Annotated in this window: 15 protein-coding genes; 4 read left to right on the forward strand and 11 right to left on the reverse strand. The window is 73.5% G+C overall.

Annotation, left to right across the window (positions count from 1 at the left end; genetic code table 11):
• Nucleotides 1–6: 6 nt before the first annotated feature.
• Nucleotides 7–849 (reverse strand): isoprenyl transferase, encoded by an 843-nt coding sequence (locus AC3EUJ_RS32985; protein ID WP_431967946.1) that lies wholly within the window; start codon nucleotides 847–849, stop codon nucleotides 7–9.
• A 60-nt stretch (nucleotides 850–909) separates the two neighbouring features.
• Nucleotides 910–1,656: a DNA repair protein RecO gene (gene recO, locus AC3EUJ_RS32990; RefSeq protein WP_431967948.1), complete on the reverse strand. Its 747-nt coding sequence runs from the start codon at nucleotides 1,654–1,656 to the stop codon at nucleotides 910–912.
• A gap of 56 nt (nucleotides 1,657–1,712) precedes the next feature.
• Between recO and AC3EUJ_RS32995 the strand changes: the two genes are divergently transcribed.
• The gene (locus AC3EUJ_RS32995; RefSeq protein ID WP_431967950.1) at nucleotides 1,713–2,075 is read left to right on the forward strand and encodes a DUF1304 domain-containing protein; all 363 of its coding nucleotides are present in this window, start codon (nucleotides 1,713–1,715) and stop codon (nucleotides 2,073–2,075) included.
• A 249-nt stretch (nucleotides 2,076–2,324) separates the two neighbouring features.
• On the opposite strand, the gene AC3EUJ_RS33000 is transcribed toward AC3EUJ_RS32995, so the two are convergent.
• The 5 genes from AC3EUJ_RS33000 to leuA form a co-directional block, all read right to left on the reverse strand.
• The gene (locus tag AC3EUJ_RS33000; RefSeq protein WP_431967952.1) at nucleotides 2,325–3,014 is read right to left on the reverse strand and encodes a response regulator; all 690 of its coding nucleotides are present in this window, start codon (nucleotides 3,012–3,014) and stop codon (nucleotides 2,325–2,327) included.
• The gene (locus AC3EUJ_RS33005) at nucleotides 3,011–4,285 is read right to left on the reverse strand and encodes a sensor histidine kinase (RefSeq protein ID WP_431967954.1); all 1,275 of its coding nucleotides are present in this window, start codon (nucleotides 4,283–4,285) and stop codon (nucleotides 3,011–3,013) included. The genes AC3EUJ_RS33000 and AC3EUJ_RS33005 overlap by 4 nt, the downstream gene beginning before the upstream one ends.
• Nucleotides 4,286–4,349: 64 nt before the next feature.
• The gene (locus AC3EUJ_RS33010; protein WP_431967956.1) at nucleotides 4,350–6,449 is read right to left on the reverse strand and encodes an MMPL family transporter; all 2,100 of its coding nucleotides are present in this window, start codon (nucleotides 6,447–6,449) and stop codon (nucleotides 4,350–4,352) included.
• A 160-nt stretch (nucleotides 6,450–6,609) separates the two neighbouring features.
• Nucleotides 6,610–7,347, reverse strand: a complete 738-nt coding sequence (locus AC3EUJ_RS33015; RefSeq protein WP_431968010.1) for a TerB family tellurite resistance protein — start codon at nucleotides 7,345–7,347, stop codon at nucleotides 6,610–6,612.
• Nucleotides 7,348–7,529: 182 nt separating this feature from the next.
• Complete coding sequence (gene leuA, locus AC3EUJ_RS33020) at nucleotides 7,530–9,293, reverse strand: 2-isopropylmalate synthase (protein WP_431967958.1); 1,764 nt, start codon at nucleotides 9,291–9,293, stop codon at nucleotides 7,530–7,532.
• A gap of 306 nt (nucleotides 9,294–9,599) precedes the next feature.
• On the opposite strand from leuA, the gene AC3EUJ_RS33025 reads away from it, so the two are divergent.
• Nucleotides 9,600–10,718: a M4 family metallopeptidase gene (locus AC3EUJ_RS33025; RefSeq protein WP_431967960.1), complete on the forward strand. Its 1,119-nt coding sequence runs from the start codon at nucleotides 9,600–9,602 to the stop codon at nucleotides 10,716–10,718.
• Between the two features lie 9 nt (nucleotides 10,719–10,727).
• Nucleotides 10,728–10,994, forward strand: a complete 267-nt coding sequence (locus AC3EUJ_RS33030; RefSeq protein ID WP_431967962.1) for a protealysin inhibitor emfourin — start codon at nucleotides 10,728–10,730, stop codon at nucleotides 10,992–10,994.
• Between the two features lie 23 nt (nucleotides 10,995–11,017).
• Here AC3EUJ_RS33030 and AC3EUJ_RS33035 read toward each other — a convergent pair whose 3' ends face one another.
• From AC3EUJ_RS33035 to AC3EUJ_RS33045, 3 genes are all read right to left on the reverse strand, one after another.
• Entirely contained in the window at nucleotides 11,018–11,488 is a 471-nt protein-coding gene (locus tag AC3EUJ_RS33035; RefSeq protein ID WP_431967964.1) for a hypothetical protein, read from the reverse strand.
• A gap of 78 nt (nucleotides 11,489–11,566) precedes the next feature.
• Nucleotides 11,567–12,520 carry a GTPase Era gene (gene era, locus AC3EUJ_RS33040; RefSeq protein WP_431967966.1) on the reverse strand — a complete coding sequence of 318 codons (954 nt, stop codon included), beginning with the start codon at nucleotides 12,518–12,520 and terminating at the stop codon, nucleotides 11,567–11,569.
• Nucleotides 12,521–13,191: 671 nt separating this feature from the next.
• A complete protein-coding gene (locus AC3EUJ_RS33045) occupies nucleotides 13,192–13,539 on the reverse strand; it encodes a cytidine deaminase (RefSeq protein ID WP_431967968.1) in 348 nt (115 codons plus the stop codon).
• Between the two features lie 61 nt (nucleotides 13,540–13,600).
• Here AC3EUJ_RS33045 and AC3EUJ_RS33050 point away from each other — a divergent pair, with 61 nt between their 5' ends.
• On the forward strand, nucleotides 13,601–14,158 hold the full coding sequence (locus AC3EUJ_RS33050; protein ID WP_431967970.1) for a hypothetical protein: 558 nt from the start codon (nucleotides 13,601–13,603) through the stop codon (nucleotides 14,156–14,158).
• Between the two features lie 6 nt (nucleotides 14,159–14,164).
• Here AC3EUJ_RS33050 and AC3EUJ_RS33055 read toward each other — a convergent pair whose 3' ends face one another.
• On the reverse strand, nucleotides 14,165–15,499 hold the full coding sequence (locus tag AC3EUJ_RS33055; protein ID WP_431967972.1) for a hemolysin family protein: 1,335 nt from the start codon (nucleotides 15,497–15,499) through the stop codon (nucleotides 14,165–14,167).
• Nucleotides 15,500–15,501 lie beyond the last annotated feature (2 nt).

Raw genomic sequence — 15,501 nt, forward strand, 5'->3', positions numbered from 1 at the left:
GGACCACTACTCGGTGTCCACACCGCTCTCCGTCGCCGGCGGCGGCTGCTCGTTGGGGATCGCGCCGCCGAAGCGGCGGTCGCGGGAGGCGTACTCCAGGCACGCGCGCCACAGGTCGCGCCGGTCGAAGTCCGGCCAGAGGACGTCCTGGAAGACCATCTCGGCGTAGGCGGACTGCCAGATCAGGAAGTTGGAGGTGCGCTGCTCGCCGGAAGGGCGGACGAACAGGTCCACGTCCGGCATGTCCGGGTGGTACATGTACTTGGCGAGGGTCTTCTCGGTGACCTTGGAGGGGTCGAGGCGACCCGCCTTTATGTCCTCGCCCAGTCGCGCCGCCGCGTCGGCGATCTCGGCACGGCCGCCGTAGTTGACGCACATGTACAGCGTCATCGCGTCGTTGTCGCGGGTCATCTCCTCCGCGACCTGGAGCTCCTGGACGACCGACTTCCACAGCCGGGGCATGCGCCCGGCCCAGCGGACGCGGATGCCCATCTCGTGCATCTCGTCGCGACGCCGGTGGATGACGTCCCGGTTGAAGTTCATGAGGAAGCGGACCTCGTCGGGGGAGCGCTTCCAGTTCTCGGTCGAGAACGCGTAGAGGGAGAGGTTCTTGACCCCGAGTTCCAGGCAGCCCTTGAGGACGTCCAGCACGACGGACTCGCCGACCTTGTGCCCCTCGGTGCGGGGCAGCCCGCGCTCCTTGGCCCAGCGGCCGTTGCCGTCCATCACGATGGCCACGTGCCGGGGGACGAGCTCACCGGGGATCTTGGGGGGCTGCGCGCCGGACGGGTGCGGGTCGGGAGCCCGGTACTCGCGCCGGGGACGGCTCAGAATCCCGCGTACTGCCATGACCTTGCTCTCCACTTCCTGTGCCTCACGACTTGGTGCTGCCGGGCCCGCCGGGTACCGCTACTTCTCGATGAAGCGCAGACTGCGCAAGCCGCGCTCCAGGTGCCACTGCAGATACGCGGCGACCAGTCCGCTGCCCTCCCGGCAGTGGCGCGGTTCGCACGCGTCGGCGGTCTCCCAGTCCCCTCCGAGCAACGCGCCGAGGAGTTCCAGTGACTCCAGTGAGGGTACGACGCTTCCGGGCGGGCGGCACTCGCCGCACACGACTCCTCCCGCGGCGACCGAAAAGAACCGATTCGGCCCGGGCATCCCGCACTTCGCGCAGTCATCGAAGCTGGGCGCGTAGCCGTTGACCGCCAGCGAACGCAGCAGGAACGCGTCGAGCACCAGGCGCGGGTCGTGCTCACCGCCGGCGAGCGTGCGCAGGCCGCCGACCAGCAGCAGGTACTGCTGCACCGCTGGTTCGCCCTCGTGGTCGGTGAAGCGCTCGGCGGTCTCCAGCATCGCCGTGCCCGCGGTGTAGCGGGCGTAGTCGGTGACGATGCGGCTGCCGTAGGGGGCGATCGTCTCGCCCTGGGTGCACAGCGGCAGGCCGCGGCCGATCAGCTCTCCCCCGCGCGCGAAGAACTGCACGTCCACATGGGAGAAGGGCTCCAGCCGCGCCCCGAACTTGGACTTCGTCCGCCGCACGCCGCGGGCCACCGCCCGCACCCGGCCGTGCCGGCGGGTGAGCAGGGTGATGATCCGGTCCGCCTCGCCCAGCTTCTGGGTGCGCAGCACGATGCCGTCGTCGCGGAACAGACTCATGCGTTCATTCTTCCGTACCGAACGACCGGACCGGCCCGGGTCGTACGCTACGGCCCATGTCGATCACAGCGACCGTCGCCGTGCTGCTCATAGCGGCCCTCCACGTCTGCATCCTGGTCCTGGAGATGTTCCTGTGGACCACCCCCCGCGCCAGGGGCGCCTTCGGGACCACCGCGCAGTTCGCGCAGGAGAGCAAGGCGCTCGCGGCCAACCAGGGGCTCTACAACGGCTTCCTCGCCGCGGGGCTGGTGTGGGGCGCCGTGGCGGGCGACCCGGTGGGCTTCCAGGCGAAGGTGTTCTTCCTGGCCTGCGTGGCGGTCGCCGGGCTGTACGGCGCCGCGACCGCGAGCCGGCGCATCCTCTTCGTGCAGACCGTGCCCGCGCTCGTCGCCCTGGCCCTGGTGCTGGCGGTCGGCTGACGGACTCGGTCACCTACCGCATCGCGGCGACCAGCCCCGACGGCACCGAGCCGGAAATACCGTGCGGCTACGCGGACCGCCGGCGGCGGATGCCCGGGTGCCGGCCCTGCGCGGGGCGCGAGCGGACCCCGGGGCGGCGCCCCGGGACAGGGCGCCGGCGACGGCCGCGGACGCCCGGCACCAAAGCGCGACGGTGTGGATCGCGCTCGCCTGCACCGCCCGTCGCCACCGCGGTCGCGGGCCGGGGGGTCACCCGCCGGGCCCCGCCGTCCCGCCGGGCGCGACCAGGCCCGACTCGTAGGCCGCGATCACCAGCTGGGCGCGGTCGCGGGCGCCGAGCTTGCCCATGATCCGGCTGACGTGCGTCTTGGCGGTCAGGGGGCTGAGGCCCAGCGCCTCGGCGACCTCCGTGTTGTTCAGGCCCCGCGCGACGAGGGCGAGCACCTGCCGCTCCCGTTCGGACAGCGCGGCGAGGCGTTCCGGGGCTGGTCCGCCCGGTGGCGGGCCCTCCGGGAGGCGCAGCACGCGGGCGATGAGCCGCGCCGTCGGCCCCGGCGACAGCAGCGCCTCGCCCGCTGCGACCGTGCGGATGGCGTCGAGCAGGTCGGCGGGGCGGGTGTCCTTGACGAGGAAGCCGCTGGCCCCGGCGCGCAGCGCGGGGACGACGTGGTCGTCGGTGTCGTACGTGGTGAGCACCAGCACCCGGACCCCGGCCAGGCCGTCGTCGGCGGCGATGAGCCGGGTGGCCTCGATGCCGTCGAGGTCCGGCATGCGGATGTCCATGAGCACCACGTCGGCGCGGCCGGCGCGGGCCGCCGCCATGGCCTCCCGCCCGGTGGCCGCCTGCCCCACGACCCGCATGTCGGGAGCGGAGTCGACGAGCATCGCGAAGGCCTCGCGGACCAGGGTCTGGTCGTCGGCGAGCAGGACGCGGATCACGCCGCGCCTCCCGCGAGCGCCCCGCTCCCTGCGAGCGGGAGGACGGCCGCGACGGTGAAGCCGCCCTCCGCGGAGGGGCCGGCGGTCAGGGTGCCGCCGACGCTGCGGGCCCGCTCGCGCATGCCGATGAGGCCGTAGCCGGCCGGGGCGGGCTCCTCCGCCGCCGGTCTGGCCGGCGCCATGGCCCGCCAGGGACGCCACTTGCCGTCCTGCTGCGGCGAGGCCGCCGCTCCCGCCCCGGCGCAGGGACCGTCGTCGGTGACGGCGATGCGCAGGGCCGCCGCCTCGGCGTCCAGGCAGAGGCCGACCCGGACCCGGGTGCCGCCGCCCGCGTGCCGTACCGCGTTGGTCAGGGCCTCCTGCACGATCCGGTACGCCGCCGCGCCGATGGCCGGGGGCACCCCGTCGGCGGCGCCGGGCGCGACCGCCAGTTCCACCCGTGCCCCGGCGGCCTCCGCCGACCGGGCCAGGTCGGCGACGCCGGCCAGGCCCGGCAGCGGGCCGCGTTCGTCGTCGCCGCCGCGCAGCACCTGCAAGGTGCCCCGCAGTTCCACGCGGGCGTCACGGCAGGTCTGCGCGATGTTGTCCAGGGCCCCGGCGACGGCCGTGCGGTCCAGCCGGTCCGGGTCGGCGAGCAGCACGTGCGCGGCGACCGAGGTCTGCACACCGATCACGGTGATGCTGTGGGCCAGCAGGTCGTGCAGGTCGCGGGCGATCCGCAGGCGTTCCTCGGCGACCCGGCGGGCCGCCTCCTCCTCGCGGGTGCGGATCGCCCGCTCGGCGCGCTCGACGATCGCGGCCACGTACTTGCGGTGGATCCGCACCGCCTCGCCGACCAGGGCCATCGCCACGACCCAGCCGCCGCTGCGGAGCACGTCGGTGACCGCGTGCCGGTCCGGGGTGGCCGCCATCACCGACGCCATGATCCCGATGACCGCCGCCACCGTCGGGAAGGTCCGCAGCGGCGGTCCGGCCACGGCCAGCGAGTACACGGCCACCATGCTCGCCGGCACGACGGCCACATGGAGGTTGTCCAGCGCGTGGTAGGGGCCGACGGCCAGGACGGTCGCGATCATCACGGCCATCGGCGCCCGCCGCCGCGCCGTCAGCACCAGCGCGCCGGCGACGAGCAGCGTCCAGCCCAGCGCGTCCGGCCGGTGCCCGTTGCGCTCGGGGAAGAACACGGCGAGCGCGCACTGCGCCGCGAGCACGGTGACGGCGAGGAGGACGTCGCCGTGGGAGGCGAGGACGATGCGTGGCTGCTTGGGCACGGCTCCATCTTCCGTTACGGGGTCGGCGGGCTCCCAGGGTGCTGCCCGGGCCGTCCGGACGGGGTCACGCCCGGGAGAGCCGGCCCGGCCACCACACCCGGCGTCCCAGCGTCAGGCTCGCCGAGGTGACGAGGCAGGTCCGCACCAGGAAGGTGTCCAGCAGCACCCCGACCGCGATGACGAAGCCCAGCTCCACCAGCGACACCAGGGGCATGGCGAGCAGCACCGAGAAGGTAGCCGCCAGCACCAGCCCGGCGGAGGCGATGACCCCTCCGGTGGTGCGCAGCGCGGTGAGGGCCGCCGCGGCGGGCGCGGCGCCGGCGAGCGATTCCTCGCGCATCCGGTGCATCAGGAAGATGCCGTAGTCGACACCGAGGGCGACGAGGAAGACGAAGGAGAGCAGCGGGAGCCCCGGGTCCGTGCCGGCGAAGCCGAAGAGCGGGCCGAAGACCAGTCCGCCGATGCCCAGCGACGCCCCCCACACGGCGATCACCGCCGCGACGAGCAGCAGCGGCGCGACGAGGCTGCGCAGCAGCGCGACGAGGACCAGCAGCACCGAGAGCAGGACGAGCGGCACGACGAACAGGCGGTCCCGCGCGCTGGTGTCCGCGAGGTCGAGCTGCTGGGCGCCGGGGCCGCCGACGTACGTCCCGTAGCGGCCGTCCAGTTCCGCGCGCAGCGCCTTGATGGTGGCGGCCTCGGCCGCCGACTCCGGCACGGCCCGGGCGGTGACGGACAGCTCGGTCCAGCCGCCGCCGCTGCGGCCGCGTTCCACGGCGGCCACGCCCTCGGTGGTCCGGGCGGCCGCCGCGACCTCGTCGGCCCGGCCGGTGGGCGCCATGACGGTGATCGGCTGGGCACCGCCGCCGCTGTCCGCGCGGGCGAGGGTGCGCATGGCCGCGACCGACTCGGGGGCGCTGGTGAAGGCGTCGTCGTTCTTGAGGCCGCCGGGCAGGTTGAGCGCGCCGACCGCCAGCGCGCCCAGCAGGACCAACCCGCCCACGAGCACGACCAGCGGACGGCGGGCGACGGAGCGGCCCATGGTGGTCAATAGTCCGCGCCGGACGGGCGGTTGGCTGCCGTGCGCCGGGACCAGCGGCCAGAAGACCCGGCGGCCCAGCAGCACCAGCAGCGCGGGCAGCAGCGTCGTCATGGCCACCAGCGCGCACAGCACGCCGACCGCGGCGATCGGGCCCATGCCCCGGCTGCTGTTGAGGTCGGCGGCGAGCAGGCACAGCAGGCCCACGGCCACCGTCGCGGAGGAGGCCAGTACCGCGGGCCCGCAGCCGCGCAGGGCGGCCCGCATGGCGTCGTACGGGCGTGGCACGCGCCGGAGTTCCTCGCGGTAGCGGGAGACGAGCAGCAGCGCGTAGTCGGTACCGGCGCCGAAGACGAGGATGGTCATCACGCCCTGGCTCTGGCCGGTGACGGTGATGTCGAAGGCGCGGTGGAGGCCGTGGACCGCGGCCATGGCCGTGGCGTCGGCGACGCCCGCGACGACGAGCGGCAGCAGCCACAGCAGCGGGCTGCGGTAGATGAGGATCAGCAGGACGGCGACGACGGCCACCGTGGTGTACAGCAGCGGCCCGTCCAGCGAGGAGTAGACCTCCTTCATGTCGGTGCCGACCGCCCCGGGCCCGCCGACCTCGACGGTCAGCCCGTCGCCGCCGGTCGCCGTGGCGCGCACGTCCTCGACGAAGGCCTCGGCGGCAGCGTCGTCCTGACCCGGCTCGGTGCTGGCGACCGGGTACATCAGGGTGCTGCCGTCCCGCGACGCGACGCCCCGCGGCTGCCCCTCGCCGGTGAGGCGGTGCGCCCTCGCGACAGCGGCGACCTGCTCCGCGGCCCTGGCCCGGTCGGCGGCGGTCAGCCCGCCGTCGCGGTGGTAGACGACGAACAGCTCGGTCGCCTCGCCGCCGGGCAGGGCGTCCTGCAACTCGGCCACCTGCGTCGAACCGGCGCTCGCCGGTAGGTAGTCGACGGCGCGGTTCTGCTGGTCTCCGGCGAGCCTGCCCGCCATCGGCCCGGCGAGCGCGAGCACCCCGAGCCACAGGACGAGCACCCCCCAGGGCACCAGCCGCGCTCCGCGCCGTCCCTTCCGTACGCCGCGCGGCGGCGCCTGCGCCGGCGCGCCCGCCGTGCTCTTCGTGCTCGTGGCCCCCATCTCGGGCCTCCCTCCGGGCCGGTGGTCTGGTCGCTTCCAGACTTCCGGCCGCGGAGCCGCGTTTCGTCAGGCCGCAGGGCGAGCCGCGCGTTACTGCCCGGGGTGCGGGACGGGTCCCGTTACTCCCTGGGGAGTACGCCCGGCGGGGCGGGGACGGCCGTCAGGACGGCGTACGGGCCGCGGCCTCCAGGATGCGCTCGGTGTCCTCGCCGACGAGGCCGAGGCAGCGGCCGACGGCGCCGAGGACCTCGCGCTCGGCGGGCAGGTAGGGGCCGTCGGCGAGGGCGATCTGGGCGCCCTGGAGCAGGATGTGCTCGCGTCCCTGGGGGGCCAGGTGCCGGGAGAGGGGTTCCAGGGCCTCGTGGAGCTCGATGGACAGCCAGCTGCCGCAGCCGTCGAAGGCGTCCGCGAGCCCGTCGGCGTCCAGGGCGTCGGAGGCGCCGGGGAACCGGCCCTCGTCGGCGACGATCGCGGCGAGCAGGCCGAGCAGCTGGTCCTCGGTGCAGTCGGTGAACCCGGCCGAGCGGACCGCGCCGACAGCGGCCTCGCGTGCCCCGCGCCCCATGGCGCCGCCCGCGGTGAGCACGGCGAGGGCGACGGTGTGGACGGCGTCGCGGAGCATGGCGGAGAAGACGGTGGTGGTGGGCTGCTCCAGGACCTCGGGGCCGCGGCGCGCCCGGCAGACCACGCACTCCACGACCGTGCCGGCCGAGCCGCGCGGCAGGAGGGGCAGGCCCAGCAGGGTCAGCCGCCGGGTGCCGGTGCGCCGCCGGTAGCCGCGGTCGCCGCCGCAGCCGGCGCAGAAGAACTCCCCGTCACCTTCGGTGTGCCAGACCGTCCGCACGCCCAAGATGCACAAGCCCTTGATCTGGAGCACTTCGCACCCTCCGGCCGCCATCTTGATTACACCGGTTCGTCCCATTACGCGCCGCAGGCGTGGGTAACGCTCCGGCAACGGCGCCGTCATGACGTGATGTTAGCCACATGAGCGACGCGCAGTCAGTACCACGAGAGGGCCGAATACAAGAATCGGCCACGGCGCCCGGGTGGGCGCCATGGCCGGTTCACCGTCCGCGGTGACTAGCGGGCCGCGCGATTGACGGCGGAGACGACCGCCTTCAGCGAGGCGCGGGTGGTGTTGGCGTCGATGCCGATGCCCCACAGGACCTTGCCGTCGATGGCGCACTCGATGTAGGAGGCGGCCTGGGCGCTGGCGCCCTCGCTCATGGTGTGCTCGGTGTAGTCCAGCAGACGGGCGTCGACCCCGACCGAGGCCAGCGCGTCGAAGAACGCCGAGATCGGGCCGTTGCCGGTGCCGGTCAGGACCGTACCGGCCCCGTCCACGACCGCCTCGACGGTCAAAGTGTCGGCGCCGTCGCTGCTGGTCGAGGTCTGCGCCGAGCGCAGCGCGATGCGGCCCCAGGCGTTCTCGGGGGTGGGCAGGTACTCGTCCTCGAAGATGGACCAGATCTCCGTCGGGGTGACCTCGCCGCCCTCGGCGTCGGTCTTCGCCTGGATGATCTTCGAGAACTCGATCTGCATCCGGCGCGGCAGGTCCAGCTTGTGGTCGTTCTTCAGGACGTACGCGACGCCGCCCTTGCCGGACTGCGAGTTGACGCGGATGACGGCCTCGTAGGAGCGGCCGACGTCCTTGGGGTCGATCGGCAGGTACGGGACCGCCCACTCGATCTCGTCGACCGTCTTCCCCTGGGCGGCCGCGTCGGCCTCCATGGCGTCGAAGCCCTTCTTGATGGCGTCCTGGTGGGAGCCGGAGAAGGACGTGTAGACCAGGTCGCCCACGTACGGGTGGCGCGGGTGGACCTCCATCTGGTTGCAGTACTCGGCGGTGCGGCGGATCTCGTCGATCTGCGAGAAGTCGACCATCGGGTCCACACCCTGGCTGAACAGGTTCATGCCCAGGGTGACCAGGTCCACGTTGCCGGTGCGCTCGCCCTGGCCGAACAGGCAGCCCTCGACGCGGTCGGCACCGGCCATCACGGCCAGCTCGGCGGCGGCCACCGCCGTGCCGCGGTCGTTGTGCGGGTGCGCGGACAGGCAGACGAACTCGCGGCGGCTCAGGTTCCGCGACATCCACTCGAAGCGGTCCGCGTGGGTGGAGGGCGTGGAGCGCTCCACGGTCGCCGGCAGGTTCAGGATGATCTCGCGGCCGTCCTCGGGCTGCCAGACGTCCATCACCGACTCGCAGACCTCCAGCGCGAAGTCCAGCTCGGTGTCGGTGAAGATCTCCGGGCTGTACTGGTAGCCGAAGACGGTCGCGTCGCCCAGGACCTTGTCCGCGTACTCCATGACCAGCCGCGTGCCGTCCACGGCGATCTGCCGGATCTGCTCCTTGGAGCCGCGGAAGACCACCCGGCGGAAGGTCGGGGCGGTGGCGTTGTACAGGTGCACGGTCGCGCGCGCCGCGCCGCGCAGCGACTCCACGGTCCGCTCGATCAGCTCCTCGCGGGCCTGGGTCAGCACGGAGACGGTGACGTCGTCGGGGATCGCGCCCTCTTCGATGATGGAGCGCACGAAGGCGAAGTCGGTCTCGCCCGAGGCCGGGAAGCCGACCTCGATCTCCTTGTAGCCCATCTTCACCAGCAGGTCGAACATCGCGCGCTTGCGGGCCGGTGACATCGGGTCGATCAGCGCCTGGTTGCCGTCCCGCAGGTCGGTCGACAGCCAGCGGGGGGCCCTGGTGATCCGCCGGTCGGGCCAGGTGCGGTCCGGGATCCGCACGGCCTCGTACGGCTTGTACTTGTGGACCGGCATCGCGGTGGGCCGCTGGCGCACGGTCGCGGCGGTGATGGGCGTGGGGCGGCCGACGGCGTTCGGGGTGGACATCTGCGGGGGTGCTCCTCGGTTGCGGCTGTGGAGGCGGCCGACCGGCGCTGGTGCAACGCCAAACCCCGCGGGGAGGGAGTCGACCTGGACTACAGGCCCTCGCCGCGGCAGCTAAGAAGAAGCAGCCCGAAACGCATGATGCTGTCGACCATAACCGAGCCCCCGGGGACCCTGCAGCCGCTGCGGCGTTCTTCTCAGTATGCAAGACCGCCCGCGATGACCTGAAAAACGCACATCTTCCCCCCTTTTCGTGGATCATGGTCACAGCTAGTGACAGACCGTGAGCAACGTGCCACATTGCCCTGCATGGAGCAGACACCCGTTTTCTGCACGATCGTGCCGCCGCACGTCCTCGACGAGGTCGCCCGCAACGAAGACCGCGCACTCGCCGAGCCCGCCCGCCGCACCCTGGAACGCGACGCCGCCGAGCGCACCCGCCGCCGGCTGACCACCGTCATCGGCGCCCTCCCGGTGATCGGCGCGGAGCCGTCCGACCTGCCGCGCCGCACGATCAGCGACGCGGAGCACCAAACGGACCTTCCCGGGCGGAAGGTCCGCGACGAGGGCGACGCCGCCTCGGCCGACGCGACGGTCAACCGGGCCTACGACGGCCTCGGGGCGACCTTCGAACTCTTCCTGACGGCGTACGGCCGCCACTCCATCGACGACGCCGGTCTTCCGCTGGACGCCACCGTCCACTACGACCGCGACTACAACAACGCGTTCTGGAACGGCGGGCAGATGGTCTTCGGGGACGGCGACGGGGAGCTCTTCCTCGACTTCACGCTCCCCATCGACGTCATCGGCCACGAACTCACCCACGGCGTGACCCAGTACACCGCGAACCTCGACTACTTCGGCCAGTCCGGCGCTCTCAACGAGTCGGTGTCCGACGTCTTCGGCTCCCTGATCAAGCAGTACGCGCTCGGCCAGACCGCCGACCGGGCGGACTGGCTGATCGGCGCCGGCCTGCTCGCGCCGCGCGTCACGGGGGTCGCGCTGCGTTCCATGAAGGCCCCGGGCACCGCCTACGACGACGACGTCCTCGGCAAGGACCCGCAGCCCGGCCACATGGACTCCTACGTCCGCACCTCGCGGGACAACGGCGGTGTGCACATCAACTCCGGCATCCCCAACCGGGCGTTCCAGCTGCTCGCCACCGCGCTGGGCGGCTACGCCTGGGAGCGGGCCGGCCGGATCTGGTACGACGTGCTGACCGGCGGGGAGTTGTCACCGCGCGCGACCTTCGCGGAGTTCGCGCAGGCGACGGTCGGCGCGGCCGCCGCACGCTTCGGCGAGGGCGAGGAGCACGCGGCGGTCGTGAAGGCCTGGTCGGAGGTCGGCATCCCGGCCGCCGTGGGCGGCAGCGACCTGCCGCGCCAGTCCCCGGCGCCGGAAGGTGCGCGGCCGCCCGTACAGGGGTAGGCGTCCGCCATGCGCATACAGGTGATCCGCTCCGGCGGTTTCGCGGGGATCGAGCGCCGGGCCGTGCTGGACACCGCCGGCCGGCCCGACGCCTTCCGTCTGCACGCCCTGGCCCGCGACGTCCTCGCCGCGGGTCCGGCCTCGCCCCCGCAGGGCGTACCGGACGGCTTCCGGTACGAGATCACGATCGACGGCCGTACGGTGCACTGCGCGGACCCTCGGCTGTCCGAGGAGCAACGGGAACTGGTCCAGCTGGTGCTGAAGGAGGGCGCGTAGGGCCGGCCGCAGGCCGCCGGGGGTCAGTCCCGTCGGCGCGGCGCGGATCCGGCCCGGGTTCGCACGAACCACATGTAGCAGGCCAGACCGAGTGATGCGCGCACCATGGAGTCCGCCCACACCGTCGGGAGACCGTCCGAGCTGCTCCGCCAGCCCACCCCGTACAGGAGTAGCAGACTCAGCGCTCCGGCCGTTGCGAGGGCGAATCCGTATCCAGCCGCTGCCCTCCGGCTCCGGCCCAGCCAGGACCCCAGCAGCCCGGCCGGGATCTGCACGGCCAGATGCAGGGCCAGGCACATCGCCGACACCGGGACAAGGAGGATGAAGGGCGCGTCCGCGGTGGGATCGTCCGGCGGTGTCGCGTAGGCGGCGTTCACCATCCACAGGGGTGGCACGAGGAAGGTGAGCAGGAGGACGGTCCCGCTCAGGTGCATGGCGCCCAGATGTCGCGGTACGGGACGCCGCACCTTGCCGCCGCCCGCTCCGTCCCCCACACGCGCCCCCTCCGCCGCCCGTTCGGTCCCGGGTGATGGTACTCGGCGGGCCCGTCAGCCGGGAGGCGGGGCGGTGCCTCAGAAGCCCAGCTTGCGCAGCTGCTTGGGGTCGCGCTGCCAGTCCTTGGCGACCTTCACGTGCAGGTCGAGGAAGACCGGCGTTCCGAGCAGCGCCTCGATGTGGCGGCGGGACTTGGTGCCGACCTCCTTCAGGCGGGCGCCCTTGGGGCCGATGATGATGCCCTTCTGGCTGGGGCGCTCGATGTAGATGTTGGCGTGCACGTCCAGCAGCGGCTTCTCCGCGGGGCGGCCCTCGCGCGGCAGCATCTCCTCCACCACGACGGCGATGGAGTGCGGCAGCTCGTCCCGTACGCCCTCGAGCGCGGCCTCGCGGATGAGCTCGGCGACCATGACCTGCTCGGGCTCGTCGGTGAGGTCGCCCTCCGGGTAGAGGGCGGGGCCCTCGGGGAGCAGCGGGACGATGAGGTCGGCGAGGAGGGAGACCTGCCTGTCGCCGACGGCGGAGACGGGGATGATCTCCGCCCACTCGATGCCCAGCTCGGCGCCGAGCTGGTCGACGGCGACCAGCTGCTCGGCGAGCCGCTTGGAGTCCACCAGGTCGGTCTTGGTGACGATGGCCACCTTGGGGGTCTTGCGGACCTCGGCCAGCTCCTTGGCGATGTAGCGGTCGCCGGGGCCGAGCTTCTGGTCGGCGGGCAGGCAGAAGCCGATCACGTCCACCTCGGCCCAGGTGGTGCGGACGACGTCGTTGAGCCGCTCGCCGAGCAGGGTGCGCGGCTTGTGCAGACCGGGCGTGTCGACGAGGACGAGCTGCGCGTCCGGGCGGTGCACGATGCCGCGCACGGTGTGCCGGGTGGTCTGCGGACGGTTGGAGGTGATGGCCACCTTCGTACCGACGAGAGCGTTGGTCAGGGTGGACTTGCCCGCGTTGGGGCGGCCCACGAAACAGGCGAAGCCGGCCCGGTGGGCGGGGGCGGGGGTCGTCTCGGTGCGAACGCTCATGGCGACCATTGTCCCTGATCCACCGGGCCCGGCTGACGCCCGCGCGGCACCGGCCGCCCAGCGCGGCCGGGCTCGCTCACCGGGACGGGGCGGCCCGGACCGCTCCCGCGACGGCTCCGGGGGTCTCGGCCGCCGGGACAACGTTCGACTCGGGCCCGCCGGGCGGACCCCGCGGCCGCCTCCGACCGCCCGCGGGGCAGGCGAGGGGAGTGGGGCGGCCGGGCGCGCGCCATGCCTGGTCGGCGGGGGCGGCGGGTCCTTGGTACCGGACGCCCGGCACGCCCCTGCCGACCCGGATCCCTTCCGGGAGGGCGCGGATGCCGGCGGGCCGGAGGGCGCTCCAGGGCCTCGGTGATGCGGGCCAGGGTGTCGGTGTGCGGTTCCCCACGGGCGGCCGAGCGGTTCCCCGCGATGTGCGCCACCGGGGACGGGGACGACGTGCTGGTACTGACGCAGCGGCCAGGCCGGGAAATCCGGCCCGGGGTGAGGCCGTGAGGCCGTCGTCGCGCTCACGGAAGGCGACGCGGAGGTGCTCGCGCCCCGAAGTCGTGGCCCGCCCCGTACGGGGCCCGGGGGCCTGACGCCCGCGGACTCGACCCTGGTGTGGCGCTCGGCCGACCGGCGCCCCGATGTCGCGGAGTTCGTGGAGGCGTTCCCGCGGGCGGCCGCGCCGGGGCGGCTCAGCCCGCGGTGACCGTCGCCCGCACGGCGCCGTCGGGTCCGGCCAGCAGCACGGGGGTGCCGGCGCCGCCCAGGTCGCGCACGGCCGCGCGGTCCGCCTCCGCCACCGCGTCCGCCTCGGACACCACGGCGGCCGCCTCCAGCGACGTGGCACCGCTCGCCACGGCCATGGCGACCGCGGTCTGCAGCGCGCTGAGCGACAGCGACTGCAGGGCGACGGTGCCCGCCACATAGGTGCGGCCCGTCTCGTCGCGGACCGCCGCGCCCTCGGGAACGCCGTTGCGGGCACGGGTCGAGCGGGCCAGGGTGATGATTTTGCGGTCTTCCGGGTGCAGCGCATCGCTCATGCGGTCAGCGTAGCCGTCCCGGGGGCTTCCCCCGGGGACGGGGCGTTGTCATGATCCCTGCATGAAGCAGGGAGAGGAACCCATCTACGAGGCACGCTTCGGCTTCGACCGCAAGACCGTCGGCATCCTGACGCTCACGGTGCTGTTCACCGCGCTCGCGGTGGCGCCGGGCCTCGGGACACCGGCGGCGATGCAGGTCTTCGGAGCCGTCTTCTTCGGCGGCGGCGGTCTGCTGATCGCCTCGAACTCGCTGACCCGCAAAGTGGCCCTGCGGGTCGACGCGACGGGGGTGCTCCTGGGTGGGGCGCCCCTGCGCTACCGGGCCACCACCGCGCACGTGCCGTGGGAGGACGTCACGGCCGTGGTGCTGTGGCGGCAGGGCGTCACGCACGGCGCGCGGGTCCCCTGGATCGGGCTGGCCCGCCGCGAGGGCGCCCCGGCGCTGCCGGGCGCCGGACAGGGGCCCGTGGGGCGCGCCGTCGCCGGTGCCCTGGTCCCCGTGCCGTTCGACCTGCTCATGGCGTCCCGCCAGATCAGTGGCTGGCGGCTCGACCGGCGGCGCCTCGCCGCCGCACTGGAGCACTTCGCCCCCGGCATCCCGCTCGTCGACGAGGGCTGACCGGCCCTACCCGCCGTGCATCGCCCCGTCCGGCTCCGGACCCGCCGGATCCTCGTCCGTGACGGCCGCGACCGGCTCGACGAGGACCGCGCCAATGCGGTTGCGGCGGCCCGAGGGGGCCTCGGCGGTGAGCCGCAGCGCGGTGGGGGCGTCCGGGGCCGAGGCGGTCTCGGGAAGCCCGACGACCGCCGAGGCGCCGGGGATGGGGACCCGGCCGAGGGTCTTGGCGAGCAGGCCGCCGACCGTCTCGACGTCCTCGTCGTCGAGGTCCACGCCGTAGAGCTCGCCCAGGTCGCCGAGGTCGAGGCGGGAGGTGACACGGTAGCGGCCCGCGCCGAGCTCCACGACGGGCGGCAGTTCGCGGTCGTACTCGTCGGTGATCTCGCCGACGATCTCCTCCAGGATGTCCTCGATGGTGACGATGCCGGCCGTTCCGCCGTACTCGTCGATGACGACGGCGACGTGGTTGCGCTCGCGCTGCATCTCGCGCAGCAGGTCGCCGGCGTTCTTGGTGTCGGGGACGAAGAAGGCCGGGCGCATCAGCGAGGAGACCGGGTCGGTCTCGGCGTCCCGGTTGATGTGCACCCGACGGGCGAGGTCCTTGAGGTAGACGATGCCGACGATGTCGTCCTCGCTCTCGCCCGTGACCGGAATGCGCGAGAAACCGCTGCGCAGGGCGAGGGTCATGGCCTGGCGGATCGTCTTGTAGCGCTCGATGGCGATCAGCTCGGTGCGCGGCACCATGACCTCGCGCACCAGGGTGTCGCCCAGCTCGAAGACGGAGTGCACCATGCGGCGCTCCTCGTCCTCGATGAGGGACTCGCTCTCGGCGAGGTCCACCAGCGCGCGCAGCTCCGCCTCGGACGCGAACGGGCCCTGGCGGAAGCCCTTGCCGGGGGTGAGCGCGTTGCCGAGGAGGATCAGCAGCGCCGGGACCGGCCCCATGACCCGGGCCAGCGGCAGCAGCACGTACGCCGCCGCGGTGGCGGTGTTCAGCGGGTGCTGGCGGCCGATGGTGCGGGGCGAGACGCCCACCGCGACGTACGAGACCACGATCATGACAGCGACCGCCACCAGGACCGCCTGCCAGGTCCGCTCGAAGTGCCGGACGCACACGACGGTGACCAGCACCGCCGCCGCCATCTCACAGGCCACCCGGACCAGCAGGGCGACGTTGAGGTAGCGGGTCGGGTCCGAGGACACCGCCAGCAGTTTGTCCGCGCCGCGCCGGCCGGCACGCACCGCGGCCTCCGCCCGGAAGCGGGAGGTACGGGCGATGCCGGCCTCGGCGCAGGCGGCCAGCCAGGCGACGACGACCAGCAGGACGGCGAAGACCACCATCG

The sequence above is a fragment of the Actinacidiphila sp. bgisy160 genome (genome assembly GCF_057707815.1).